Below are 25,049 nucleotides of genomic sequence, written 5' to 3'. Positions count from 1 at the left end.
GTAGACATTGACGAAATGACCGTATACTTAATAAATATGTACGCCTTTCCAATCAACTTGCCCGGATTCGTCATGCCAGAACAAGAAGACCTCTACCTTTCGGCAGAAGAGGCGGCAGCCCTACTCGGAATCAGCCTGCCGACGCTGTACGCCTACGTCAGCCGCAAAAATATCCGCTCCCTCAAGATCCCGGGTACGCCCAAGCGCCGTTATTGGGCCGAAGACATCCAGCGCCTGGTCAAGCGTCCGGCGGGAGAGAAGCACGCGCCCAAGCGCTCGTCGCCGTCGGACAGCGCCATTACGCTGATCACCGATGATGGCCTGTTTTACCGGGGCCATGACGTCGTCGAGCTTGCTGACCGCGCAACGGTTGAAGACGTCGCCGAGCTGATCTGGCAAGTGCCGTCTGCGTTCGGCACGTCACTGCCCCGTGTGCCGAGGGACAGTGTCAAGCTGCTGAACATCTACGAACACATGTCCGCCCAGGAAAAAGCCATCGCGCTTTTCCCATTGGTCCAAAGAGAAAACCCCAAGGCCTTCGACCTTTCCACGGACAGCTACGCGCGTACTGGCGCCGATGTCGTCCGATGGTTTGCCGCCTTGGTGGTGGGCGCGACCGGTCCGAGCACGCAACCCTTGCATGAATTCATCACCCAGGCCTGCGGCGCCCCACCGGCGTACGCCGACCTGATCCGCCGCCTGCTGATCCTCAGTATCGACCATGAATTGGACCACACCGCCCATAGCGTGCGTGTCGCCGCCACGACCGGCGCCACCCCCTACTACGCGGTCATTGCCGGGCTTGCCGCAGCCCGGGGCCACAGAATCGCTTTTGGAAGAAATGAAGCCGCCAGCAGGATGATCGAGGAAATCTGCACCGCTGTAGACCCTGCGCGACCTATATTGCAGCGCTACAGCCAGGACGGACACATCGTCGGCTTTGGCCCCAATGTGCATGCCATCAACGATCCGCGCGCCAGCAATCTCATGGCGGCGTTGACGGTCGTCTTCGAGGGCGACAGCGAATTCGCAAAACTGCAAAAAGCGTTTGCGGTGGCCTCGGAACTCGTGGCGTACCCACCGGAATTCATCCTGCTGGTGAGCTTCATCGGCCAGAAGTTAGGGCTGCATGGACAGGAAATTTCATTGGCGGGGATCGGTCGCCTGATCGGCTGGATAGCCCATGCCAGCGAGCAATACAACCAGCACCACGACGCCCGTCCTCGCGCTCGTTACGTAGGGACGTTGCCTACGGCGAGCGAGACCGCCCGCCGTTAATCCCCGCTCGGTCGCGCCTCTGGGAAGCGCCCATTGGAGCGACAGACTGGCTATGAAACGGCCATCGCCGCAAACAGCGAGGTGAATTCGGTCTGCTTTTCGAGACCAGCAACGAAGCCGAGCACTTCAGCTTGTGCCGATGCGTCGATATGCGGCATGGCCATGCGCCGGAATTTACGTTCGAAATCGCCATCGGTCATCGGCGTTTCGACTGACCCGGGCCCGGTGATCATCTCACTCACGACTTGCTCGCCGGACACCAGGGTCACGCAGACACGGTTGGCCAGATGCCGTGGGAACAGTGCGGTCAACGCCGGATCCTCGACAACACTGACCTTGTCCATCAAGGCAATCGCCGCCGGGTCGGCAATCTTTTCAGGGCGATACGAATCCACCGTGATGTCGCCATCGAGCAAGGCCCGAGCCACGTTGTAGGGCAGGCTGTGATCTGCTGTTTCCCGGGTCTTCGGCAACCATTTTTCAGGCGTATCGGCCAACACCCGCCGGTTGAATTCAGACGTTGCGATCGTAATGGCAGCGATATCTTCCACGCCATCGATGCGCTTGCGGATATCCAGCGCAGCCCAGACGGCGGTGTGCAGCTCGCCATTGGTGGGAAATGTCTTGGTCAACGAGCGTCGTATGGCGTAGTCGCCATTGTCCGGCGTACCGAAACGACGGGTATCCAGATCGAACGAACCCGAAACCAGCTTGAAGAACCCCATCTCTCCTTCAAACACCGGCGACGGTCCCGTCATGCCATGGCGCGCCAATTGGGCGGCGAAAATGGCGTTGCGCGCGGCGTTGGCGGCGGAGCAGCCCTTCCAGTCGGACAATGCTCCACTGCGCACCTGGCGCATGGCCAAGTGACCACTCACGGCAATGTTGATCGCCTGCTCCGTCTGCGCCACGTCCAGCTTCATCAGGTTGGCAGCCGCCGCAGCCATTGCGACGTTGATGTAATTGACGTGGTCCCAGCCCCGCTTGTTCAAGCTGGCCGCATCCTGCAAACGCATCTGGATTTCATAGGCCAGGACGATGGCCGAAATCAGTTCCGCCCCGGTTGCGTTTTCAGCTTGCGCCAGGGCGAGGCAGGCTGGGATGTTGTCACTGGGATGGCCGGGCTCCAGGCCCATATAACCGTCGTTATAGTCCAGGAAACGAACCATCAGGCCATTGGTGAACGCCGCGATTTCCGGGGTCGTTTGCAGGTGCGTGCCGAATACGCTGGATGATTTGGCGCGATTGGCGGCGGCGTAACACACCGCGGCCTTTACCGGGTCAGCTCCGTAGGCACCCAGCACGCACGCCAGGCTGTCGATAAAGCGCTGGCGTACGAGGTGGATGATCGCTTCGGGCAGGTGCTGTTTTCTGAATGCATGGGCATAGCGTGCAAGCCGCATCGCTACGGTCGAGTCCGTCATAAGTACCTCGGGTTGAATAGGTGGACCGGGCCTCGTCCATGAGGCGACCAGATCAAGGCGCGACGCGGTGCCGCCGTCTCAGTCGATGACCACGTCAAGCAAGCGGACGTATTGCTGGCCGGCATGCATGTCGCGCTCGACCATGCCGCCTTGTGGCGTTGCACGGGGATAAGAAATCTTGACCATTTCCAGGTCCGGCACCGCAATGCGCTTGACCCGTTCGGGATCGGTGCCGTAGAGCCTGGCAAATTGCGCCGGGGAAAGTGCGGCACAATCGGCATAACGCTCGAAATTTTCGCGGCCACTGAAAAAGATATCGAACGTAATCCAGAACGGCCCCGCTTGTTTGGAACGGACATGCCGGCAAACATCACGCAACTTGATCATTGTGCAAGCTCCTTCATCGCCATTGGCCTGTCCGACAAATCGATCCATTCAAGACGTACCAACGCCATGGGATTCTCAAGTTGCACCACATGGTTCAACTTGAACTCATAAATTTGGCCCCGGGGTATATCCGCCGGTGTAAAGGCGAATCCATACGAAGGTAATTCCTTGCCCATGACACTGGGGTAATGAAAGAAGTAAGGATTGCACGCATGGGCAATGGTATTGGCTATTTCCTGAGTCGCGGCAGTGGCAACAAACAACATGCCTATCTCAGTTGGCGGTAATGTTCCGACAGGCGGCTTTACCCCGGTGACACCATTCCATCCATACATCCGCAAGGAAATATGAAACTCACCCAACTCTTCGGCTGGAATGGACTGGCGGGCTCTTGTGTAAAGCGCTTCCAGCAGCCGATCATGAAACCCATCGACATCGCTGAGCACATCCGGGTCCTGGATGCCCACCAACATGATCGTTTGATATAAACCGGCGGCGGCCCCTTCCAACTTCATCGTGTAGGGCATCGTTTCCCAGCGTGAGCCTTCTACCCGAACGGCACGCCCATTCAAATCGGCATAACGCGCCTGGGCAACATTCAAGATACCGCCAGGCTCCACCAACCGGAACGGGTCGCTGTTCTCATACAGCATATGGGCCGAGACGCTATGGGGCGTGCACTGGTTGTCCTGGCTCAACGGCTCCACTTCGAAGCCATTGGCATCAATACTCAGCAAGATCCCCGATCCAAGCGTGGGGTTGACGGCGCACTGCACGCCGCATTCACCCGTCTTGCCGGCATGCCAGGACGGCCCCCACGGCGCGCCTTTCCAGATGGGATAACAGGCGATGACGGCGGTGTCGGTCGCGCGGCCGGCCAATATGATATCGGCACCGCCATCCAGGGCGGCGATAAAGGGTTCTACTCCCAATGCCGCGACAATGTGCTCACAGCTGTCCACCGTTGTATCTTCCAGCTCGGCATGAGGCGGGAGCGGCTTGATACGACCTTCGGCATTGAGCTTCTTGATGATGTCCTTGTCTTGCTCACAGTAGATAAGTGCGATTTTCGGCGATACGCCCAACTCCTTGGCGATTTCCAAGGCGATATCACGGGTCCAGTCCAGATTGAGGTCACCGCCCGCCTGCCCAGCGGTCCCCACAATGATCGGTACGCCGGATCGCGCCTGCGCTTTCATTAATATCGTCAGGTCACGCTTTACTGCGCCTCGGTTGTTCTTGGACTTTCCAAGTGCAAGATAGGCCGCGCCGCTATCCGTTGAACCTGCGTCCGTGGCGATTACTTGCGCGCCAGCAGCCAATCCATAAACAATTTCTTCTTCTCGAACACCCGCCCCCAAAGAACCACAGGGAACGATCACTTTTACGCAACCTTCAAATAACTGCGCCATGACAACCTCTTTCAGATCACTCAGTGCGCCAATAATAATGGCTGCAATTGCGCTGACAAGTGGACAGAATTTATCCATATATCATTAACAAACACACTGTAACTTTGGCACTCCAGGCATAACCCGATTAATATCGCGCCAGAGCGCCAGACCCATTTTTTATTTTCAAGCGGGTGTGTTAAAAACTTGCCTGAGGGGCGCCATCGATGGGCATTTTCATTGCAGCGCATGAACGTTTGGCGCCTACATCGCAAACTGACTCCGACAATTATGATTGGAATAGTCCAGACCATGAGACGCAAGCCTCACCCTCGAGAACAATCCCTGTTGCCGGAGGACCTCCGTGTATTCCTCGCCGTGATCCGGAAAAATGGCTTTGGCAATGCTGCCGAGGCCTTGGGGTTTTCCCCGGCCTATGTCAGCAAGCGGATCTCCGTCCTTGAGGCCGCGTTGGGCGCGAAGCTGTTGCATCGCACGACCCGGCGTGTCGCGTTGACCGACGACGGCGAACGTGTCCGCGTCTTCGCAACGCGACTGCTGGGGGATATGGATGACTTCATCAGCGAGTTGACCGACTCCCGCCAGCAATTGCAGGGGAGTTTGCATATCTGCAGCTCTTTCGGTTTTGGTCGTAACCACGTCGCACCCGCGATTGCCGCGCTTTCGCAGCGGTACCCTCGACTGGAGATTCGCCTGGACGTATTTGATCGCATGGTCGATATCGTCAATGAAGGCTTCGATCTCGAAATCAGGGTGGGCTACGACCTTCCCCAACAACTTCTGGGAAAAAAACTCGTGAGTAACCGCAGGGTGCTCTGTGCAACCCCCGGGTACCTGGAAAAGCGCGGCATCCCGACCTCCCTGGAGGATCTGGCCCGGCATGATTGCCTGGTGCTCAAGGAGCATAACAACGCCTTTGGCATCTGGAACCTGACAAAAGACGGCATTGAAGAATCCATCCGCGTCACCGGCCCACTTTCATCGAACAATGGCGAGATTGTGTTGCGCTGGGCCTTGAGTGGCGCAGGCATCATCCTGCGCTCGTTGTGGGACGTGAAGCCCCTGCTTGAAAGTGGACAACTGGTTCATGTGCTGCCCGATCATGCCCAGAGTGCCGATGTCTGGGCCGTCTACCCGACACGGCTCAGCCAGTCCGCCAAGCTAAGGGCCTGCATCGAATTCTTCGAAGCGCATTTCAAGGCCCTCGCCCTCGCTTGAGCGCCCGGCAGCGGTGGCGGGCAGGTGCGCCTGGGCACTCAGTCCAGCCACGGATTGTCTGCGTAGTGACGCGCTTCGAAATCACGAATCTGTGCCGCCCGCTGCAAGGTCGCGCCGATGGCGTCCAACCCCGACAGCAACGATTGCTTGCGTAGCGCATCGATGGTGAACTCGATGACCGAGCCCTCACTCAGCCAGATCCGCTGATTCGGCAGGTCGACGCTGATCGTCGCGGTAGCCCCATGGCTCACGACGCGAGCCAGTCTCTGTAACTGCGATTCGCACAGCTGTATCGCAAGCACGCCGTTACGCTGACAGTTGTCATAGAAAATACCGGCAAAGCTTGTCCCGATCAGTGCTCGAATCCCCAGTTGCTTGAGCCCCCATACCGCATGCTCGCGGCTGGAGCCACAGCCAAAGTTGGGCCCGGCCACCAGGAAACTGGCCCCGCTCCAGGCCGGTTGGTTGAGGATGAAATCTGGATTGGGTTCGCCGGACTCAAGGAAACGCAGGTCAAAAAACACGCCTTTATCCAACCCGCTTCGATCGATCCCTTTCAAGAACTGCTTGGGCATGATGACGTCGGTATCGATGTTGGAAGCGAGCAAAGGCGCGGCTTTTCCAGTCACGGTTTCAAAAGGTTGCATGGTTCAAATCTCCTCGGCCAATAGGCGTACGTCGGTCAGGCGACCACGGATGGCCGCTGCGGCAACCATCGCCGGGCTCATCAGGTGGGTCCGGGCGCCCGCCCCCTGACGACCTTCAAAGTTTCGGTTGGTGCTGGACGCGCAACGATCGCCCGCGGCAAGCACGTCGTCGTTCATGGCCAGGCACATCGAGCATCCGGACTGACGCCATTCAAAACCGGCTTCGAGGAAGATCCTGGCCAAGCCTTCCTCTTCAGCCTGGGCACGCACCTGGGTTGATCCGGGAACGATCATCGCCCGTACGGTCGAGGCGACTTTCCTGCCTTCCACCACCCGTGCTACGTCACGCAAGTCTTCGATGCGCGCGTTGGTGCATGAGCCGATGAACGCATGGCTGATCGGCACGTCACTCAACGCCATGCCGGCTTCCAGCCCCATGTAGGTCAAGGCGCGCTGCATGCCCTGGCGCAGGATCGGATCGGCAATGGTCGCCGGGTCCGGAACCCTGCCACTGACGGGCGACGCCTGGTCCGGGCTGGTTCCCCAGGTCACCATCGGCGCCAACCCATCCACGTCCACCCGCACTTCGCTGTCGAACACCGCACCTTCATCGGTGAAGAGCTCGCGCCACTTTTTTTCCGCGGCATTCCAGTGCTCGCCTTGAGGCGCACGGGGCTTGGACTTGAGGTAGCCATACACTTTTTCATCGGGCGCCATGAAGGCTCCCCGGGCCCCGGCCTCCACCGCCATGTTGCAGATCGTCATGCGCGCCTCGACGCTCAATGCACTGATGGCCGGACCGGTGAATTCGATGGCGTACCCGGTCGCGCCTGACGCGCCAATCCTCTCGATCAGCGCCATGATGATGTCCTTCGAGGTGACGCCCATGCCCAGCGTGCCGGTGACCGTGACCCGCATGGTTTTCAGCCGCTTGTAGACCAATGTCTGCGTGGCCAACAGATGCTCGATTTCAGAAGTGCCAATACCAAAACCAAACGCACCCAGGGCCCCGTAGGTCGTGGTATGGCTGTCGCCCGCGGCCACCACCATACCCGGCAAGATAAAGCCCTGCTCCGGCGCGACCACATGCTCGATCCCCTGACGCTTGTCCAGCACATCGAAAAGCTCGATACCAAAGTCCCGGCAGTTCTCCTCGAAGTACGAGACCTGCAAGGCCCCACCGGCGTCAGGCATGGCCGCGATACGGGTCGGGCTGGTCGGGTTGACATGGTCGACGACCGCCAGCGTCGCGCGAGGACGCCAGACGCCCCGCTTCGCCTCGCGAAGCCCGCTGAAGGCTTGAGGGCTGGTGTATTCGTTGGCCACCTGGCGGTCGATGTAGAGCAATACATGCCCTTGATCGTCCAGGGTCGCGACGGTGTGACTGTCGATGTGCTTCTGGTAGAGGGTACGAGGGCTGTTCATTGCGATGCGCTCTGTGGTGCCGGGTCACGGATGCACAGAGCATATTCGCAATGAAAAACCCATCAATGGCCTTTAGGTGATGGTATGGAACACGATTCGTGAACAATGGACGTATTCAACGACGTGCATTCCGGCCTGTGGCGAGGGAGCTTGCTCCCGCTGGGCTGCGTAGCAGCCCCATAACGTCCGCCGCCATAGTGTCAGGTCGAGCCTTTTTGGGCGCGCTACGCACGCCAGCGGGAGCAAGCTCCCTCGCCACGGGTTTGTCGCCAGCCTTTGAGTGAGCGGTATCGCCTCTTATCCGCGCTCGACCGACACCTCTTTCACGCGCGCCAACAGAACCTGCAGAGGATGCAGCACGGTAATACCCTCTTGGCGCTTCACCTGGCTGCGGCAGGAATACCCGTCGGCAACCACCCGGCCCGACTGATTGAGTTTTTGCAGGAGCGGCTTCCAGGATTGCCCGTAGATCGTGTCGGACGTTCCTGCGTTTCGCGCTTCATGCCCGTAGGTGCCCGACATCCCGCAGCAGCCGCTGGCTTGCACGTTCAGCGCCAGGCCCATGCGCTGGAAGATTTTTTGCCATTGCCCGACGCTGCCCGGCTCATTGGTTTTTTCCGTGCAGTGCGGCAGGAAGTGGTAAGGCTCGTCCGCCTTCACAGTTTGATCGTTCGGCAGCGCATCGATCAGCCATTCCTGCGCAAGCATCACCTGGGGAGCGTTGCCGGTGGTCAGTGTCTTGGCGTACTCCTGTCGATAGACCAGGGTCATCGCCGGATCGAGCCCCACCAATGGAACGCCATACTGCTGGAGGCTGAGCAAGGTCTGGCCATTGAAGCTGGCGGCCTTCTCGAACGCCTTCAAGAAACCCTGCACCTGAAGCGGTTTGCCGTTGGGCGCGTACGGCGCCAGCAAGACTTTGTAGCCCAGCCTCGATATCAGCTCCACCCAGTCCACGAGCAAAGGCGTTTCAAAAAACCGGGTAAAGGCGTCCTGGACGAGGATGACGCTTTTCTCCCTCTGCTCGCCGCAAAGCGCTTCCAGGCGTTCAGGTGTTGCCACCTCCACGTCCCAGCGCCGGCATACGGCGGCAAAATCCACCAGGCTGAGCAGCGGGCTATCGACCATCCCGGCCACGCGTTCGAGCCCCCAGCGGATCGGCCGGGCGCTCATCACGAAGTTGTACAGGCGCGGCATCCTGGCGAGATAGGGAACCGTGTATTCCAACGAGCCAATCAGGTAATCCTTGAGGGGACGCAGGTAGCGGCTGTGATAAAGCTCCAGAAAACGCGAGCGGAACTCCGGCACATTCACTTTGACAGGGCATTGGCCCGCGCAGGATTTGCAGGCCAGGCAACCGGTCATCGCTTCGTAGACTTCATGGGAAAAATCCGCCTGGCCCATCTTCCGGGCCAGGCTATTCACGGCCCGACGCGCAACACCCTGGCTCCTGCCAGCCCCTCGAACCCGATCGCTGGCCGCCAGCACATCGACACCCTGCTCGCCCTGCAACCTCAGCCATTCCCGGATCAGCGAGGCGCGTCCCTTGGGCGAGTGAATGCGATTGCGTGTGGCTTTCCAGGACGGGCACATGGCGTCATCCGGATCGAAGTTGTAGCACGCGCCATTGCCATTGCAATGCACCGCCGTGTCATAGCTTTGCCAGACACGTTCATCAATGGTGCGATCCAGGGCACCGCGCAGCTCCACTTCGTCGACACGGGTCAGTCGAGCGTCTGGAACCGTGCCCGGGGTGGCGATCTTGCCTGGGTTGAGTTGGTTGAAGGGATCGAAAGCCGCCTTCAGCGCTTGCAGCGCCGGGTACAAATCGCCGAAGTAATCGGGCACGTATTGCGACCTCAAGCCCTTGCCATGTTCGCCCCACAACAGCCCGCCATACTGTTGTGTCAAGGCCGCGACCGCATCGGAAATCGGCCGGATCAAGGCGGCCTGGGCGGGATCCTTCATGTCGAGGATCGGGCGCACATGCAGGACGCCGGCGTCGACGTGACCGAACATGCCGTACTGCAAGTCATGGCTATCGAGCAGCGCGCGGAACGCCTGGATGAAGTCCGCCAGGTTTTCAGGCGGAACCGCGGTGTCTTCGACAAAGGGCTGGGGCCTGGCCTCGCCCTTGACGTTACCCAATAAGCCCACGGCACGCTTGCGCATCGCATAGACACGCTTGAGCGCATCGGCGCCAATCGCCAGGGTGTGGCCCAAGCGGACAACCGAAGTATCGCGCTGCAGGTGCAGGACGAATTCATGGACCTGCTGCTGGACCGCCGCTTCGTCGTCGCCACTGAACTCAATGAGATTGATCCCCAGCGTCGGTGTATCGGGGTCTTCAGGGAAATACTCGGCGACGCCGTGCCAGACAATGTCCTTCATCGCCAGCATCAGCACTTTCGAATCCACGGTCTCGATCGACAGCGGTTTCATGGCCATCAACGCCTTGGCATCACGCAAGGCATCCATGAACCCGGCGTAACGCACATTCACCAGAATGGAGTATTGGGGGATGGGCAGGACGTTCAGCTTGGCCTCGACGATGAAGCCCAGGGACCCTTCAGAGCCGCAAAGCACGCTGTTCAGATTGAAGCGCCCATCGGATTCGCGCAGATGGGCCAGGTCATAACCGGTCAGGCAGCGGTTGAGTTTCGGAAAGGTGTCCCTGATCAGCTCGGCGTGGGTATCGGCGATATCCACCGCGCATTTGTAGACGTCCCCCACTCGATCCTGGCGTTCGACCAGGGCCGGCAAAAGCGCCGCGTCGATAGCTGAACTGTCGAGACGATGACCGCCAAGCAGAACCGTCGAGAGTTCGAGAACGTGATCACGGGTCTTGCCATAGGTGCAACTGCCCTGGCCACTCGCATCCGTGTTGATCATGCCGCCGATAGTGGCGCGATTCGAGGTCGAGAGTTCTGGCGCGAAGAACAGGCCGTAGGGTTTGAGGGCTGCGTTCAACTGATCCTTGACCACGCCACTTTGGACCCTGGCCCAACGCTCCTCGACGTTGATCTCCAGGATGTTATTCAGATGACGGGAAAGGTCGACCACCACGCCATCGGTGAGCGATTGGCCGTTGGTGCCAGTGCCGCCACCACGCGGCGTAAGCACCACCGCGCGGTGGGCGGGCTCGGCGGCCAAGCGGGACAGGATCATCACGTCCTGTTCATCCAGGGGAAAGACCGCCGCTTGGGGCAGGCGCTGGTAGATGGAGTTGTCGGTGGCCAAGACCGTCCGGTCGCCATGGTCGCGGGCAATCTCGCCTTGAAACCCCGCCACTTTGAGCGCATTCAGAAAAGCGTCATAGGTCGCTTTCTGGGGATCAAGAGACGATAACCGGGCAATCATGATGTTTTCCTACAGGCTGAAAAGCTAATCTATGCATTCACATTACGTATGCTCGGCACGAGACGTATCGAGCAGCTGCACAAGGTTTTCATGATTCTTGCCTTCCTGTACGGTTGGAGCAAACGTAATTCCTGTTGGCTTTGCATGAGCTTTATGAATGAACCCTAGACGCCTGACGCCTTCGATGTCGCTGCTGGTTGCCTTTGAGGCCGCCGCGCGCCATTGCAGTTTCACCAAGGCAGCGGAAGAACTGGCATTGACCCAAAGCGCCGTCAGCCGGCAGGTACAAACCCTGGAGGCGCAACTTGAGATCGAACTCTTCCGCCGCGAAGGCCGAAAGATTGAATTGACCGCCGCTGGCGCGCTGTATCAGCACGAACTGGCGGCCGCGCTGGGACGGATTCGAAGCGCAACGTTGCAGGCCATCTCGTACAAGAACGACAGCGGCCCCTTGAACCTGGCCGTCCTGCCGACCCTCGGTTCCAAATGGCTGCTGCCGCGGATGCATGAGTTCTATGCCAAGCACCCGGACCTGCTGGTGCACATACATTCGCGGATCCTCCGCGAGGACGTCCAATCTTCCACCCACGACATGAACGCAATCATCTGCGCAGGTTCGGGAGAGTGGCCCGGCTACGTTTCACATCAGTTGCTCAGGGAAAAACTGGTGGTGATTGCCAGCCCGACCGCATTGCCCGAGTACCGGGCCATGTCGCCGGCCAATGTTGCCGAGCATGCCTTGTTGAACGTCGTATCGAGGCCCGGTGTCTGGTCGGATTGGTTTGACCAGCACAACGTCGATCACCGCACCATGCGCTCCGGCCCGAGCTTCGAACTCACCGCCCACCTTATCCAGGCCGTGTCGGCGGGGATCGGGATTGGGCTGGTTCCGCAAATCCTGGTGCAGGATGAACTGAAAAGCGGCGATCTGGTGGCGTTGTTCGAACCGATGGAAAGTGGGCGCAGCTATTACCTGGTCTACGCGACCCGATACCAGCACTTGCCGGCCTTGAAGGCCTTCAGTGCCTGGCTGCTCTCGTTGCCGTTTCCCGATAACTGAGTTCGGCCCTTCAGGGTTCAGGCTGATCCCCTGTGGGAGCGAGCCTGCTCGCGATAGCCGTCTCAGGGTTTTGCTGACTGGGGGGTACATATCCATTATTTGTGTAACGACCACTTAGGGTTCCGCCCTGACGGCGGGTCACTTTTGAGAAGCGCAAAAGTAACCAAAACGCTTTTGCCCCACCACTCGGCCCCTCGCTAAGGCTCGGTGTGCCCTCACTCCGGCATTGCTCCGTGGGCCGCCGCGAAGGGCCATCCATGGCCCAGCGCGGCTAACCCGGCATCCATGCCGGGTTACCCACTCCACAATGCCTGCGTTCGGCCAGCGTGGTTAACGGGGCGCCCGAGATCAACATCCCCACGAGGCGGCCTTATAGCCGACCTAGCTCTCACGGTCGTACACCCGTCAGATCTGTGGGAGCAAAGCTTGCTCGCGAGGCGGCCTGACAGCCGACCTATTGCTCCGGCCATACCCCCCGATCCAACTGTGGGAGCGAGCCTGCTCGCGAAGGCGGCCTGACAGCCGACCTATCTCTCCGGCCATACCCCGATCCAACTGTGGGAGCGAGCCTGCTCGCGAAGACGGCCTGACCGCCGACATGTCTCTCCCGCCGTACCCATCCCACCCCGGATGACGCCAACTTATTGGCACAAAACCCAACCAACTAAAAATATATTAATACAGTGACAGATTCCCGACGCGCGGTACTGATGTGCCATTGCTGGGGACTTGAACCGAAGCTCATCATCCGCAGGCAATCACCGCTAAACGTTTGGGCCGCCGACCTGGGCTACAGGATGTATCACTCGCATCACGCAATGGAGCAACACCGAGATGATGACTGTCTATTTTGTTGTGATGACGATCTGCAGTGGCTACGAAGGCTGTGTCGATGAACGACAACCAGGGCCAACCTTTGCTTCCAAGGCAATGTGCATGGAGACGGCCAGAGTCATGGCGCCGCGCAAAGGGGTGAAGTTCAAGTGTCGCAAAGAACGTACATGGGTGGCCGATGGGGCACGGCCAGTAGAAGGTTACGACAAAGTTGTCACCACCAAGAGCCTAGGCCAACCTTAGCATTACGACTTTTCTCGCCGACAACCCCCATCAGGTCCCAAGCATCTGCCACAACGACGCCCCCACCCCGGTAATGCTCTCCCCGGCAATCAACCCCGCCGCCGCAGTGATGGCGAAGCGTTCGGTGAGGCTCGGCCAGCGACAGCTCACCAGCCATGTCAGCACCGCGCCGAGGGCCATCATCAAGGACACCGAGGCCGGCAGGACGAAGGCCAGGCCCAGGGCCGCCGTGCTTGGCAGGTAGCGGGCCCGATGCGCCGGCAACAAGCTATCGAGAATCCCCAACGACACACCGACCAGACCGCCGATGAAAATCGCCCAGCGAATGCTCGCTGACAATGAATCCAGGCCCAGGGTCAGGGTCTGCGCCACGGCCTTCCAGGTGGCGACCGCCGGGGCCGGCCACTCTTCGGTGAGCAGCATGGTCTGCGGGTCCGGGATCAGCGCCAGGTAGGCCAACACGCCGACGATGCTGCCGATGAAAATCCCCAGGATCTGGGCGACCACCTGCTTGCGCGGCGTGGCGCCAATCGCCCGGCCGACCTTGAAGTCGTTCATCAAATCGGTGCACTGCCCGGCCGAACCACCGGCGGTATTGGCGCTCATCAGGTTGATCGGTACCTGGCCCGGGGCGACGATGCCGAAGCTCAACTGGGACAACTGCCCAATGGCCCCGATCGGCGGAATGCCCGTGGCACCGACCACCCGGGCTGCCACCGCCGCCAGGCAGATTGCCAAGGGAATGGTCAACAAGGCCATCCAGGCGTTAATGCCGAACAACAGCACTTGCAGGCTGACCACCAGGATGATCGACAGGGCGAAACCGGCCGCCGGCCCAGGCTTGGGGATCGTCCAGATCGCCCCGCCGCCCGCCTTGGTCGAGCGGTGCAATGCCCACAAGCGAATCGCCAGTGAGGCCAGGGTCGAGCAGACCATCAGGCTCACTCCCGGCCATAACAACCACTCAACCAGCGCCGCGAATTGCGGGCCGCTGCTACCGCTCGGCAGCTGCACCAGGCCTTGCTCCAGCAACCACGGCGCCAACCCGCCCCACGCCAGCAAGGCGCCGAGCAGCAGGGTCAGGCCCACGCGAATACCGATGATCCCGCCAAACCCCACCAACAGTAGCGAAGGGTCCGCGGTGAACGTCAGGCGTTCCAGTTGAGCGGTCGGAGACCAGCGCGGGATAGCCCACATGAACGTATCGACCGCCTTGACCAGCCCGGACAGCATCGCGGCGCTGAGCAGCACTTTCAAACGCGTCGCGGCTTCGTGGCCGTGGTTGTAGATGTGCAGCAACGTTTCCAGGGTCGCCATGCCTTCGGGAAATTTCAAAGCCTTGTCATTGAGCAGCGAGGGACGCAGGTACCAGGCAATCCAGATCCCGAGGAAACTCACCGAAAAGACCCAGGCCACCATGGGAATGGCCTCCAACTGCTGGCCCGTCAGCAAGGTGTAGGCCGGGATGGGCGCGACCAGCCCACCGGAAATGATCGACGCGGCGGCAGAGGCCACGGTCTGGTTGATGTTGCTTTCGTGCAGCGTCCAGGGCAAACGCCCCACCGATCGGCTGGCCAAGCCCTGCCAGATGCCATAGCCGATCAGCAAGGCAATGATCGACATGTTGAACGACCAACCGATCTTCAACCCGGCGTAGACATTGGACGGTGTCAGCAGGATACCGAGGACAATCCCCGTACTGACCGCACGCAGACTGAGCTCGCGTTCGAGGACGGCGTTTAAGGGGAAGGTGGATGAGGTTGAGTGCATGCGAGGTCCTTGTCGGCACTGGGGGCAGCCACCAGATTCAGGCTGATTCCCTGAGTGATGCGGTTTTACTTAGGGAAAACGATGAACCTGTGGCGAGGGAGCTTGCTCCCGCTTGAGTGCGAAGCGCTCACAAAAAAAGGGCCGCTGCGCAGCCCAGCGGGAGCAAGCTCCCTCGCCACGGTTTGTCTACAGCCTTAATTGAACAGCCCATACGGATCGCTTCAGCAAACGGGCACAGCCAGGATCACTTGAAGCGGCAGCTTAATAAGTGAACGCAGGATCGGCGCAAGGTTCACACGACGGAGGCAAACCCTGGCGAGCGTGCTCGCCAGGATCGTCCATCCAAGGGCGGGAAGTGAGGCGTGTCGCGGGCGCTGCCAACGGCCAGGCAACGCATCGCAGCCAAAGCAGTGTTCGACTTATTGCCGGCCCTCGCAGTTGATCATCCAGGCAATCCCGAAACGGTCTTCGAACATGCCAAAGCGTTCCGCCCAGAAGGTCGTCGCCAAGGGCATCTCCACTTGGCCGCCCGCGCTCAGGCCTTTGAACAGCCGCTCGGCCTCCTCCACACTGTCGACGTTGAGGGAAACCGACACCCCTTGTGGCTTGTTATACGGCTGGCCCGGCGGGCAATCGGAGGCCATCAGGCTGAAATGGCCCACGGCCAGGCAGGCGTGCATGATCAGGTCCGGGTCCTTGGGCATGCCGACGTCCTCAGGCGCCTCGGCAAAGGACATGGAAAACAGCTCGCCGCCAAGCACGTCCTTGTATAACGCAAAGGCTTCCTTGCAGCGACCGTTGAAAGTCAGGTAAGGGATGATTCTCATGGTGGGTCCTCCTGTCGGCAGCTTCACGATTGACTGGACAGCTGCGCCCGCAAGCGTGCTTCCTGCTCGCGCAACTCGGGGGTGAAGTTTTCGCCGAATTCCTCGAGTTCGAAGATCTGGCGGATTTCGATTTCACTGTCGCTGACCATCGGGTTCGGGCAGCGCTTGACCCAGTCGATGGCCTCCTGCAACGACTGGACCTTGAAGATCCAGAAGCCGGCGATCAGCTCCTGGGTTTCGGCAAAGGGTCCGTCGACAACCGTCCGGTCCTTGCCGGAAAACTGCACGCGTACGCCCTCGACGCTGGGATGCAGGCCTTCACCGGCGAGCATCACCCCGGCCTTGACCAATTCTTCGTTGTAGGCGCCCATGGCGGCCAGCAGTTCTTCACTGGGCATTTCTCCGGCTTCCGACTCCGGACTGGCCTTGACGATCACCATAAATCGCATGCTCGTATCTCCTGAGAATGGATGGATCAAGCCGTCGGTGTGGCGGCTCTACGGACTAATCGAATGGCAATGGCCGAAATCGACAGGTCGACGCCATTTTTTTCGATACGCCGTGAAGTTACGTCCGCTCAGGGATTCCATTGGAATCGATAGATGTCTCGATAACCATTGCTTGGGTCGTACAACAACTTCTTCCCGCCGTCGAAAGCGATATTGTCGGCATTGACCAAGTGAACCGGTGCCACGAAGCCACTCACCGGCTGGCCGGCCATCAGTCGGTTCAATTCATCGATCACCTGCCAGCCATGCACGTTCAGCGGTTCGGCCACGGTGACGGTCTGGTAGTTCTTTTCCTGGATGCGCAAGAACGCCGAAGCGCTGCCGTCACCGGCCGACAAGAGGCTGATGCCATCGCGAGGTATCGCCGCGCTGGCCAAGGTCGCCACCGCGTAGTCGAAATAGATATCGTTGATGGCCAGCGTGTGGGTCCAGCGCTTGCCATGGCGCTGCAGTAGCTCCGTGGTGATCGCCGGCATTTTCTCGCGACTTTCGGAGATTGCGACATCGCGCACTTCCAGCAACGAGCAGTCCCTACAGGCCCGAATCACGTTTTCCATGGCCTTGGCTTTCGCCATGGCAATGCTGTACCTGGAGTCGGTCAGGATGACCACGCCGGCCTTTCCGTTCGACTGCGCCACGGCCGCCATGGCCGTGATACGAGCCACTTCGAGCGGATCGGTGGTGACGTTCATGGCCATCGGCGTACCGTCAATCGCCCCGGGCTTTTCCCCGGCGTGCCAACCCACCACCGGCACGCCCTTGTCGGCGAAGACGGCCAGCGCCGCCTTGTTTTCAAGGGCATCGGCACCGCACAGAATGAGGCCATCGGGGTTCGCCGCCAGCGCATCGGCAAAGGCCTTTGCACGCCCGTCCGGGGACCCGGCGCCATCGAATACCCTCAGCGTCCACCCCATCGCTTTCGCGGCCTCGCGAGCACCTTGGGCAACACCGACAATACCGCCGTTGCGCATATCTTCTGCGACAATGGCAATGCTCTTGCCGCGCTGGGCGCGCGGGCCGGTTTCAGGACCGCTCCAGGGCACGGCGCCGAGGGTGGCCTTGGCAACCATTTCCTGCGCTTGAGCCACTGTCACCGTGGCATCCGTTGCCGCTGGCAGGTTCTGGCCGTATCCGGGCGTTGCCGTGAAAAGGCAGAAAACCGTCATTGAAACTGTCTTGAGCAACCGGGACCTGGTCAAACAGGTTCGATCACCGCGTGTGGTGCCGGGTCTGGAGCCGATGGCGCGATCATAATGGGTCATGGCGTCTCTTTTTTTTGTGGAGGCAGTGTTCAGATTCAATGTCCGCAAGGATAGTCGCTTCTGTTGGCATCGGCCCGAAAGGGAAACGGCAAGTTTGTAACATCCCCCCAGCCCCGGGCCTCGCGAAGAGCAGCCCGACGCTGCAGCATGACTATGCTCTGGAGACAGTCACGTAACGGAGCGTCAGTCCCCATGACTTCAAATCTGGCCGATATTTATACCGATTACATCGCCTGCCTGAATGCGCAGGATTGGGACAACCTGGGCCTTTTTGTGCATCAGCAAGTGATTCACAACGCGAGACCATTAGGGTTGCATGGCTATCGAAGCATGCTGGAAGCGGATTATCGGGACATCCCCGACTTGCGCTTTGAAATCGAATGCCTGGTGGTCGACCCACCCCGGTTGGCGGCTCGCCTGGTGTTCAATTGCACGCCGGCTGGGGAGTTCCTGGGGCTTGCGGTCAATGGCGCACGGGTCGCCTTCACGGAAAACGTCTTCTACGCGTTCGAGGACGGCAGGATCCGCGAGGTCTGGTCGATTATCGATAAGCAAGCGATCGAGGCTCAGCTCCCATCCATATAGAGGAGTGCTCCAGCGCTGCCAGTTGCAACGCCCCGCGCATCGTACCCGTAGGCAACGGCATCGCGGAAAACCAAATCCAAGAAGCAATCGCGCTCGACATCCATTATTCGACGCACCCCGAAGTGAGGGACCTGTCGGGCGCATAGCCTGTGAGCCACTCTGGAGGAGATGGCGATGACACGCACCCGTTTTTTTGGAAAAACCGTATTGGCCTGCACGTTCATCCTGGCGATGATCGGTTGGGGGATCGGCTTCTACGGGCCGCCGATCTACATGCAAGCGGTCATGGAGCGCACGGGTTGGCCGATCGCCGAGGTCTCGACCGCCGTGACCGTGCACTTTCTCAGCGGCACGCTAGTCATCGCCAACCTGCCACGTCTTTATGCACGCTTCGGCATGCCCACCATCACCCTGCTGGGCAGCATCGTCCTGGGCATCGGTGTGAACACCTGGGCTCAAGCCAACCAGCTCTGGGTGTTGTATGCCGGCGCCGTCTGCTCGGGTATCGGTTGGGTGACATTGGGGGCCGCAGCCGTTAACACCCTGATCGCCCCGTGGTACGTCAAGGAAAGACCCAAGGCTTTGGGCAAGGCCTACAACGGCGCCAGCCTGGGGGGCGTGATCTTTTCGCCGCTGTGGGTGTGGCTGATCGAGCGCTTCGGCTTTGCCGCGGCGGCGCTGGCGATCAGTGTCGTCGCCGTGCTGCTCATCGGCGCCTTCGCCTTCCTGGTCTTCAACAAAAGCCCACAAGGCTTGGGACAGCATCCCGACCACGCAGACCAGCCGGAACCGGTGCCGGCCAGCGCCAGCGCCAGCGCCGCGCCATGGACCGCCCTGCAGACGCTCAGGTCGGCCAGTTTCCGTAGCCTGGCGGCCGGCATGTCCCTGGGCCTGTTCGCCCAGATCGGCTTGATCGCGCACCTGTATTCGATGCTGGTGGGACGCATGGGCGCCCATGACGCCTCGTTCGCCATGGGCCTGGCCACCGCCAGTGCGATGGGCGGGCGATACGTCGCCGCACGCCTGATGACCCAGGGTATGAACCGCCGGCAGCTGGCCTGTCTCGGGTATGCCATCCAGATGCTGGGCACACTGATGCTTCTGGGCCTGGACCTGCACCCGACGGTGGCCTGGATAGCCGTGGTGCTGATCGGTTCGGGCATTGGCAATGCGACGTCCTTGCCGCCCCTCATTGCCCAGGTCGAATTCAGCCGTGAACACACCGCCAGGGTGATCGCCCTGATGGTTGCGATCAGCCAGGCCACCTATGCCTTCGCCCCAGCCTTATTCGGCCTGTTGCGCACCATCTCCATCGATCCGAATCACGCCATCGTCGCCGTCGTGGCAGCAGCCGTCACCGTGCAGGTGCTCGCCATCGTGTCATTCTATCGGGGCGTATCCGCTCGCCCCTTCAAGAAAGCCGTTTGCTGACCCTATTCCCCCGGGGCGTTGGAGACCTGTACACCGGCATCGAAACCCGTCTCGTATTACTTTTGCTTATCCATCATCAGCACTATGAACAGCACCTGCCGAAAAACTCCTTGAGAATGCCCGCTTATCCATCAATCAGGTGAATCGACATGTCAGGCGAAAAATCGATAGCGAAACTGCTCAGCGGCATGCGCCCCTCACTCAATGAAGGCGATTACGTTTTCTGCTGCGTCGCTGACCCGAACTTGGTCAAAGGCGAAGAGGTGCTTGGCAGCTTCCGCGAAAAAGAAGGCCTGACGGTGATCATCGAACGCAGCAGGGCCTTGGCCTTGGGCCTGCACTTCGACTACGTCGCCGCCTGGATCACCTTGACCGTCCATTCGGCCCTGGATGCCGTGGGCTTGACCGCAGCCTTCGCAACGGCCCTCGGAAATGCCGGCATCAGTTGCAACGTCATCGCGGCTTACTACCACGACCATATCTTCGTGGGGCGGGAAGATGCGCAGCGGGCGATTGAGGTGTTGGAAGCGCTGGCTCGATCGGGAGGCTGCGACAGTTGACGGTGATTCCAGAGACTGAACCTACGCCCACCCCTCAAGCCGCAACGTCGCCCGCACCAGGCGTTGTTCTTCGTTTTCGATTTCCTTGAGGTGTTCGCAGATGCTCTGGATGTGGGCGATGGCGGCCTTGCGCGCCTGCTCCGGCAGGCGACCGGTCACGGCGTTGTAGAGCCGGGCGTGTTGGCGGTCGATCTGACGCTTCTGCGGTTCTCGGTGGTAGAGGTTGTTGACCGAGGCAAACACTGAAGTGAGCAACAAGTCCGTCAGCGAACGCAAGGTTTGCACCAGCACCGGATTGTGTGAAGCCTCGCAGATCGCCAAGTGAAACGCATGGTCGAGCCGGGCCTGGGCGCTGGCTTCCAGGGACCGGTCGTGGGCATCGAGCAAGGCCTCGTAGCTGCGGGTGATAAGGACGAAATCCGCCTCGGTCCCGCGCAACGCCGCCAGACGCGCGGACTCGCCCTCCAGCAGGCTGCGGACCTCGAACAAGTCATAAAGCGTGCGTGGCTGTGAGCTGAACAGATGCATCAGCGGCGAGGCCAAGCCGTGCCCGGACAGGTCTGCCACGAATGAGCCCTTGCCTTGCTCGGTCTTGATGATCCCGCGCGCGCGTAGCAGCTTCAGTCCCTCGCGAAGGGCGGTGCGCGAGACGCCAAGTTTTTCCGTCAGCCGCCGCTCCGAAGGCAACAACTGCCCGGTCTTGAGCACACCGTCGACAATCAGGCGCTCAATGCGTTCACAGACCACGTCGGCGACCTGCGGGTTACGGCTGGTTTCTGCGCTGTCCATTGAATCTCCAACTGGTATGACCAGCTTCGGAACAGGGTCTACGCCCATCAAACCCACTCAATAAATCATTGTTTATTAAATAATTTATTCGACCGACAAAAACAACCTGATGAATAAACTGGTTCGACCAGCCCAACAGCCCATAGACAGTAGAACGCCCCGGGCCAATGATGCAAGTCAGCCGTATCGGAACAGACCTCTCATAAAAACAACTGAGTGTCGGCCACGTACCATGAACATTCTCTACGATGAACGTGTCGACGGCGCCCTGCCTGACGTCGATAAAAACGCGCTGCTACAGGCCCTGCAAGCCCAGCTGCCGGACCTGGAAATCCTGCATCAGCGCGAAGCACTCAAGCCGTACGAATGCGACGGGCTCTCTGCTTACCGCACCACGCCCATGCTGGTGGTGCTGCCGCGCCACGTCGACGAGGTCCAGGGCGTGCTGCGGCTCTGCCATGAGCGCAAAGTGCCTGTCGTCGCCCGTGGCGCGGGCACCGGATTGTCCGGCGGTGCGCTGCCGTTGGAGAAAGGCGTGTTGCTGGTAATGGCGCGCTTCAACAACATCCTGCACATCGACCCCGCCGCCCGTACCGCGCGGGTTCAACCGGGCGTGCGCAACCTGGCGATTTCCCAGGCGGCCGCGCCGTTCGGCTTGTACTACGCGCCGGACCCTTCCTCGCAGATCGCCTGTTCCATCGGCGGCAATGTCGCGGAGAACGCCGGTGGCGTGCATTGCCTCAAGTACGGGCTGACCGTGCATAACCTGCTCAAGGTCGACATCCTCACCGTCGACGGCGAACACTTGACGCTGGGTTCCCAGGCCCTCGACTCGCCCGGGTTCGATCTGCTGGCATTGTTCACCGGTTCCGAAGGCATGCTCGGGGTGATCACCGAGGTCACGGTCAAGCTGTTGCCTAAACCGCAAACGGCCAAAGTGCTGCTGGCGGCCTTTGATTCCGTTGAAAAGGCCGGTCGCGCCGTGGGTGACATCATTGCCGCCGGCATCATCCCGGGCGGCCTGGAAATGATGGACAACCTGGCCATTCGCGCCGCCGAAGACTTCATCCATGCCGGCTACCCAGTGGACGCCGAAGCCATTCTGTTGTGTGAACTCGACGGCGTGGAGGCCGACGTCCACGACGACTGCAACCGCGTGCGCCAGGTATTGGAACAGGCCGGCGCCACCGAAGTACGCCAGGCTCGCGACGAGGCCGAGCGCGTGCGTTTCTGGGCCGGACGCAAGAATGCGTTTCCGGCGGTGGGTCGCCTCTCGCCGGACTACTACTGCATGGACGGGACGATCCCGCGCCGGGAGCTGCCCGGTGTGCTGCGCGCCATTGCGGCGTTATCGGCCGAGTATGGCCTGCGGGTCGCCAACGTTTTCCACGCCGGCGACGGCAACATGCATCCGCTGATCCTGTTCGATGCCAATCAACCGGGCGAGCTCGATCGCGCCGAAGCCTTGGGCGGCAAGATTCTTGAGTTGTGCGTGGAGGTTGGCGGCAGCATCACCGGTGAGCACGGTGTCGGCCGCGAGAAAATCAACCAGATGTGCGCGCAATTCAACAGCGATGAGCTGACCATGTTCCATGCCGTCAAAGCCGCGTTCGATCCGAGCGGGCTGCTCAACCCCAGCAAGAACATTCCGACGCTGCATCGCTGCGCCGAGTTCGGCGCCATGCACGTTCATATGGGTCAGTTGCCCTTCCCCGACCTGGAGCGTTTCTGATGGGCAGCGAACAGGATTTCGACGCCAGCGCAGCGCTGCTGGAACAGGTCAACCAGGCGCTGGAGAACGCCACCCCGCTGCGTATCCAGGGCGCCAACAGCAAGGCATTTCTTGGCCGTAGCGTGACAGGTGAAATACTCGACACTCGCTCGCACCGGGGCATTGTCAGCTACGACCCGACTGAATTGGTGATCACCGCTCGCTGTGGCACGCCATTGGCAGAATTGTCCGAAGTGCTCGACGCGTCGCAGCAGATGCTGCCTTGCGAACCGCCCGCCTTCAGTGAAAACGCCACCGTCGGTGGCATGATTGCCTGCGGACTCTCAGGGCCACGGCGCCCCTGGTCAGGCTCGGTGCGCGACTTCATCCTCGGCACACGGGTCATCACGGGACAAGGCAAGCACTTGCGCTTCGGCGGCGAGGTCATGAAGAACGTCGCCGGCTACGATCTGTCGCGCTTGATGGCCGGCAGCTACGGCTCGCTTGGCGTGGTGACCGAGGTGTCCCTCAAGGTCCTGCCAAAACCGCGACAGACCTTGAGCATCAGCCTGGAGATGGACGCCGCCCGGGCCTTGTTGCGCCTGGCGGAATGGGGCCAGCAACCGCTGCCGATCAGCGCCGCGTGTCACGATGGCCAACGCCTGCACCTCAGGCTCGAAGGCGGCGAAGGCTCGGTGGCGGCGGCCCATGACCGTTTGGGCGGCGAACGGCTGGACTCTGCGTACTGGCAAGACCTCAACGAACATCGGTTGAGTTTCTTCGATGAGGACCTGCCTCTTTGGCGCCTCGCCCTGCCCCATGACACGCCTCGGCTGCCCCTGCCGGGCGTGCAATTGATCGATTGGGGCGGCGCCCAGCGTTGGCTCAAATCCGCGGCCGAAGCGACCTTCATTCGCTCGGTCGTGGAGAAAGTCGGCGGGCATGCGACCTGCTACACCCCTGGCCTGATCGACAGCCCCTTCCAACCGCTGCCCGACGCCCTGATGCGCTATCACCGGAACTTGAAGCGTCAACTCGATCCACGGGGCCTGTTCAACCCAGGGCGCCTGTACGCGGAGCTTTGAACCATGCAGACCACTTTGAGTGACGACGCCCGCCAGCTACCCCGCGCCGAAGAAGCCGAGCGCATTCTGCGCAGTTGCGTGCACTGCGGTTTCTGCAATGCCACCTGCCCGACCTATCAACTGCTGGGTGATGAACTGGATGGCCCGAGGGGCCGCATCTACCTGATCAAGCAGGTGCTGGAAGGCAACGAGGTCACGCACAAAACCCAGCAACATCTGGATCGTTGCCTGTCCTGCCGCAATTGCGAAACCACCTGTCCTTCCGGCGTCGACTACCACAACTTGCTGGACATCGGCCGGGCGGTGGTCGATGCGGCAGTGCCGCGCCCGCTCGGCCAGCGTCTGTTGCGCGAGGGGTTGCGCGGCGTGCTGCCCAATCCCGGGCTGTTCAAAGCGCTGGTGCGCAGTGGCCAGGTGTTCCGCGCGGTGCTGCCCAGCACGCTGCAAGTCAAGTTGCCGCGCAACGTGCATCCGGCGAAGCCACGACCAACCACCCGTCATGCCCGGCAAGTGCTCATGCTCGAAGGCTGCGTGCAACCGAGCCTGTCGCCCAATACCAATGCGGCGGCTGCACGGGTACTGGATCGGTTGGGGATCAGCGTCACCGCGATTGACGAGGCCGGTTGTTGCGGTGCGCTGGACTATCACCTGAACGCCCAGGCCACCGGCCTCGACCGTGCCCGCCGCAACATCGACGCCTGGTGGCCGCGCATTGAAGGCGGTGCCGAGGCCATCGTGCAAACTGCCAGCGGCTGCGGTGCCTTCATCAAGGATTATGGTCATCTGCTCAGCAGCGATCCGGCGTATGCCGACAAGGCCGCAAAAGTCAGCGCCCTGGCCAAGGACCTGGTTGAGGTACTGCGCGGCGAACCGCTGGATAAGCTCGGTGTACACGGCGACCAGCGCCTGGCCGTTCACTGCCCCTGCACATTGCAGCATGGGCAAAGACTCGGGGGCGCGGTCGAAGCGATCCTGGAGACGCTCGGATTCAACCTGACGCCGGTGCCCGACAGCCACCTGTGCTGCGGCTCGGCGGGCACTTATTCACTGACCCAACCCGAACTGGCTCGGCAACTGCGGGACAACAAGCTCAATGCCCTGGAAAGCGGACGCCCCGACGTCATCGTCACCGCCAATATCGGCTGCCAGTCCCACCTCGACGGTGCTGGACGAACCCCTGTCAGGCACTGGATCGAACTGGTCGAAGCCGCGCTGCCTTGACCGAAAAAATC

At 60.7% G+C, this 25,049-nt stretch carries 20 protein-coding genes; 9 read left to right on the top strand and 11 right to left on the bottom strand.

The genetic code is table 11. The features are described from left to right. Window positions 1–72 precede the first annotated feature (72 nt). Window positions 73–1,278 carry a citrate/2-methylcitrate synthase gene (locus J3P88_RS13365; protein ID WP_434575786.1) on the top strand — a complete coding sequence of 402 codons (1,206 nt, stop codon included), beginning with the start codon at window positions 73–75 and terminating at the stop codon, window positions 1,276–1,278. Window positions 1,279–1,328: 50 nt separating this feature from the next. On the opposite strand, the gene J3P88_RS13360 is transcribed toward J3P88_RS13365, so the two are convergent. The 3 genes from J3P88_RS13360 to J3P88_RS13350 form a co-directional block, all read right to left on the bottom strand. Beyond that, a complete protein-coding gene (locus J3P88_RS13360; RefSeq protein ID WP_186706263.1) occupies window positions 1,329–2,702 on the bottom strand; it encodes an MmgE/PrpD family protein in 1,374 nt (457 codons plus the stop codon). 78 nt (window positions 2,703–2,780) lie between these two features. Next, window positions 2,781–3,089 (bottom strand): DUF4387 domain-containing protein, encoded by a 309-nt coding sequence (locus tag J3P88_RS13355; RefSeq protein WP_186706262.1) that lies wholly within the window; start codon window positions 3,087–3,089, stop codon window positions 2,781–2,783. Continuing rightward, window positions 3,086–4,501, bottom strand: a complete 1,416-nt coding sequence (locus J3P88_RS13350) for an acyclic terpene utilization AtuA family protein (RefSeq protein ID WP_434575784.1) — start codon at window positions 4,499–4,501, stop codon at window positions 3,086–3,088. The genes J3P88_RS13355 and J3P88_RS13350 overlap by 4 nt, the downstream gene beginning before the upstream one ends. A 291-nt stretch (window positions 4,502–4,792) precedes the next feature. Here J3P88_RS13350 and J3P88_RS13345 point away from each other — a divergent pair, with 291 nt between their 5' ends. Then, window positions 4,793–5,719 carry a LysR substrate-binding domain-containing protein gene (locus J3P88_RS13345; RefSeq protein WP_434576440.1) on the top strand — a complete coding sequence of 309 codons (927 nt, stop codon included), beginning with the start codon at window positions 4,793–4,795 and terminating at the stop codon, window positions 5,717–5,719. A gap of 38 nt (window positions 5,720–5,757) precedes the next feature. Here the strand turns inward: J3P88_RS13345 and leuD are convergent, their stop codons facing one another. The 3 genes from leuD to ydiJ all read right to left on the bottom strand — a co-directional run bounded on the left by leuD (window position 5,758) and on the right by ydiJ (window position 11,151). Further along, on the bottom strand, window positions 5,758–6,366 hold the full coding sequence (gene leuD, locus J3P88_RS13340) for a 3-isopropylmalate dehydratase small subunit (protein WP_434575782.1): 609 nt from the start codon (window positions 6,364–6,366) through the stop codon (window positions 5,758–5,760). A 3-nt stretch (window positions 6,367–6,369) separates the two neighbouring features. Further along, window positions 6,370–7,791, bottom strand: coding sequence for a 3-isopropylmalate dehydratase large subunit (leuC, locus tag J3P88_RS13335; RefSeq protein WP_434575780.1), 1,422 nt, complete (start codon window positions 7,789–7,791; stop codon window positions 6,370–6,372). A gap of 297 nt (window positions 7,792–8,088) precedes the next feature. Beyond that, complete coding sequence (ydiJ, locus tag J3P88_RS13330; RefSeq protein ID WP_434575778.1) at window positions 8,089–11,151, bottom strand: D-2-hydroxyglutarate dehydrogenase YdiJ; 3,063 nt, start codon at window positions 11,149–11,151, stop codon at window positions 8,089–8,091. A gap of 157 nt (window positions 11,152–11,308) precedes the next feature. On the opposite strand from ydiJ, the gene J3P88_RS13325 reads away from it, so the two are divergent. After that, window positions 11,309–12,211 carry a LysR substrate-binding domain-containing protein gene (locus J3P88_RS13325; RefSeq protein WP_434575777.1) on the top strand — a complete coding sequence of 301 codons (903 nt, stop codon included), beginning with the start codon at window positions 11,309–11,311 and terminating at the stop codon, window positions 12,209–12,211. A gap of 1,107 nt (window positions 12,212–13,318) precedes the next feature. On the opposite strand, the gene J3P88_RS13320 is transcribed toward J3P88_RS13325, so the two are convergent. The 4 genes from J3P88_RS13320 to J3P88_RS13305 form a co-directional block, all read right to left on the bottom strand. Continuing rightward, a complete protein-coding gene (locus J3P88_RS13320; RefSeq protein WP_434575775.1) occupies window positions 13,319–15,058 on the bottom strand; it encodes an OPT family oligopeptide transporter in 1,740 nt (579 codons plus the stop codon). A 419-nt stretch (window positions 15,059–15,477) separates the two neighbouring features. Beyond that, window positions 15,478–15,885 (bottom strand): VOC family protein, encoded by a 408-nt coding sequence (locus tag J3P88_RS13315; RefSeq protein WP_434575773.1) that lies wholly within the window; start codon window positions 15,883–15,885, stop codon window positions 15,478–15,480. 23 nt (window positions 15,886–15,908) lie between these two features. Further along, the gene (locus J3P88_RS13310; RefSeq protein WP_434575772.1) at window positions 15,909–16,334 is read right to left on the bottom strand and encodes a YciI family protein; all 426 of its coding nucleotides are present in this window, start codon (window positions 16,332–16,334) and stop codon (window positions 15,909–15,911) included. A gap of 128 nt (window positions 16,335–16,462) precedes the next feature. Beyond that, complete coding sequence (locus tag J3P88_RS13305) at window positions 16,463–17,482, bottom strand: substrate-binding domain-containing protein (RefSeq protein ID WP_250961513.1); 1,020 nt, start codon at window positions 17,480–17,482, stop codon at window positions 16,463–16,465. A gap of 366 nt (window positions 17,483–17,848) precedes the next feature. Here J3P88_RS13305 and J3P88_RS13300 point away from each other — a divergent pair, with 366 nt between their 5' ends. The 3 genes from J3P88_RS13300 to J3P88_RS13290 all read left to right on the top strand — a co-directional run bounded on the left by J3P88_RS13300 (window position 17,849) and on the right by J3P88_RS13290 (window position 20,232). Then, a complete protein-coding gene (locus J3P88_RS13300; protein ID WP_434575770.1) occupies window positions 17,849–18,241 on the top strand; it encodes an ester cyclase in 393 nt (130 codons plus the stop codon). Window positions 18,242–18,415: 174 nt separating this feature from the next. Continuing rightward, entirely contained in the window at window positions 18,416–19,672 is a 1,257-nt protein-coding gene (locus J3P88_RS13295; protein WP_434575768.1) for an MFS transporter, read from the top strand. Between the two features lie 149 nt (window positions 19,673–19,821). Continuing rightward, window positions 19,822–20,232 carry an ACT domain-containing protein gene (locus J3P88_RS13290; RefSeq protein WP_434575767.1) on the top strand — a complete coding sequence of 137 codons (411 nt, stop codon included), beginning with the start codon at window positions 19,822–19,824 and terminating at the stop codon, window positions 20,230–20,232. Between the two features lie 21 nt (window positions 20,233–20,253). Here J3P88_RS13290 and glcC read toward each other — a convergent pair whose 3' ends face one another. Beyond that, on the bottom strand, window positions 20,254–21,021 hold the full coding sequence (glcC, locus tag J3P88_RS13285; RefSeq protein WP_434575765.1) for a transcriptional regulator GlcC: 768 nt from the start codon (window positions 21,019–21,021) through the stop codon (window positions 20,254–20,256). A 232-nt stretch (window positions 21,022–21,253) separates the two neighbouring features. Between glcC and glcD the strand changes: the two genes are divergently transcribed. Genes glcD through glcF form a run of 3 tightly spaced genes read left to right on the top strand, consistent with a single transcriptional unit; the run spans window position 21,254 to window position 25,038 of the window. Beyond that, window positions 21,254–22,753, top strand: coding sequence for a glycolate oxidase subunit GlcD (gene glcD / locus J3P88_RS13280; RefSeq protein ID WP_434575763.1), 1,500 nt, complete (start codon window positions 21,254–21,256; stop codon window positions 22,751–22,753). Then, window positions 22,753–23,817, top strand: coding sequence for a glycolate oxidase subunit GlcE (glcE, locus tag J3P88_RS13275; protein WP_434575761.1), 1,065 nt, complete (start codon window positions 22,753–22,755; stop codon window positions 23,815–23,817). The genes glcD and glcE overlap by 1 nt, the downstream gene beginning before the upstream one ends. 3 nt (window positions 23,818–23,820) lie before the next feature. Beyond that, complete coding sequence (gene glcF / locus J3P88_RS13270; RefSeq protein WP_434575760.1) at window positions 23,821–25,038, top strand: glycolate oxidase subunit GlcF; 1,218 nt, start codon at window positions 23,821–23,823, stop codon at window positions 25,036–25,038. Window positions 25,039–25,049 lie beyond the last annotated feature (11 nt).

This window comes from Pseudomonas sp. Z3-6, assembly GCF_051131985.1.
Lineage (GTDB): Bacteria > Pseudomonadota > Gammaproteobacteria > Pseudomonadales > Pseudomonadaceae > Aquipseudomonas > Aquipseudomonas zanjanensis.
This window is presented reverse-complemented; position numbering and strand designations above follow the sequence as displayed.

Coding starts and splice junctions, on each gene's coding strand:
- J3P88_RS13365 (WP_434575786.1), top strand. CDS start 73: ATGCCAGAACAAGAAGACCTCTACCTTTCGGCAGAAGAGGCGGCAGCC.
- J3P88_RS13360 (WP_186706263.1), bottom strand. CDS start 2,702: ATGACGGACTCGACCGTAGCGATGCGGCTTGCACGCTATGCCCATGCA.
- J3P88_RS13355 (WP_186706262.1), bottom strand. CDS start 3,089: ATGATCAAGTTGCGTGATGTTTGCCGGCATGTCCGTTCCAAACAAGCG.
- J3P88_RS13350 (WP_434575784.1), bottom strand. CDS start 4,501: ATGGCGCAGTTATTTGAAGGTTGCGTAAAAGTGATCGTTCCCTGTGGT.
- J3P88_RS13345 (WP_434576440.1), top strand. CDS start 4,793: ATGAGACGCAAGCCTCACCCTCGAGAACAATCCCTGTTGCCGGAGGAC.
- leuD (WP_434575782.1), bottom strand. CDS start 6,366: ATGCAACCTTTTGAAACCGTGACTGGAAAAGCCGCGCCTTTGCTCGCT.
- leuC (WP_434575780.1), bottom strand. CDS start 7,791: ATGAACAGCCCTCGTACCCTCTACCAGAAGCACATCGACAGTCACACC.
- ydiJ (WP_434575778.1), bottom strand. CDS start 11,151: ATGATTGCCCGGTTATCGTCTCTTGATCCCCAGAAAGCGACCTATGAC.
- J3P88_RS13325 (WP_434575777.1), top strand. CDS start 11,309: ATGAACCCTAGACGCCTGACGCCTTCGATGTCGCTGCTGGTTGCCTTT.
- J3P88_RS13320 (WP_434575775.1), bottom strand. CDS start 15,058: ATGCACTCAACCTCATCCACCTTCCCCTTAAACGCCGTCCTCGAACGC.
- J3P88_RS13315 (WP_434575773.1), bottom strand. CDS start 15,885: ATGAGAATCATCCCTTACCTGACTTTCAACGGTCGCTGCAAGGAAGCC.
- J3P88_RS13310 (WP_434575772.1), bottom strand. CDS start 16,334: ATGCGATTTATGGTGATCGTCAAGGCCAGTCCGGAGTCGGAAGCCGGA.
- J3P88_RS13300 (WP_434575770.1), top strand. CDS start 17,849: ATGACTTCAAATCTGGCCGATATTTATACCGATTACATCGCCTGCCTG.
- J3P88_RS13295 (WP_434575768.1), top strand. CDS start 18,416: ATGACACGCACCCGTTTTTTTGGAAAAACCGTATTGGCCTGCACGTTC.
- J3P88_RS13290 (WP_434575767.1), top strand. CDS start 19,822: ATGTCAGGCGAAAAATCGATAGCGAAACTGCTCAGCGGCATGCGCCCC.
- glcC (WP_434575765.1), bottom strand. CDS start 21,021: ATGGACAGCGCAGAAACCAGCCGTAACCCGCAGGTCGCCGACGTGGTC.
- glcD (WP_434575763.1), top strand. CDS start 21,254: ATGAACATTCTCTACGATGAACGTGTCGACGGCGCCCTGCCTGACGTC.
- glcE (WP_434575761.1), top strand. CDS start 22,753: ATGGGCAGCGAACAGGATTTCGACGCCAGCGCAGCGCTGCTGGAACAG.
- glcF (WP_434575760.1), top strand. CDS start 23,821: ATGCAGACCACTTTGAGTGACGACGCCCGCCAGCTACCCCGCGCCGAA.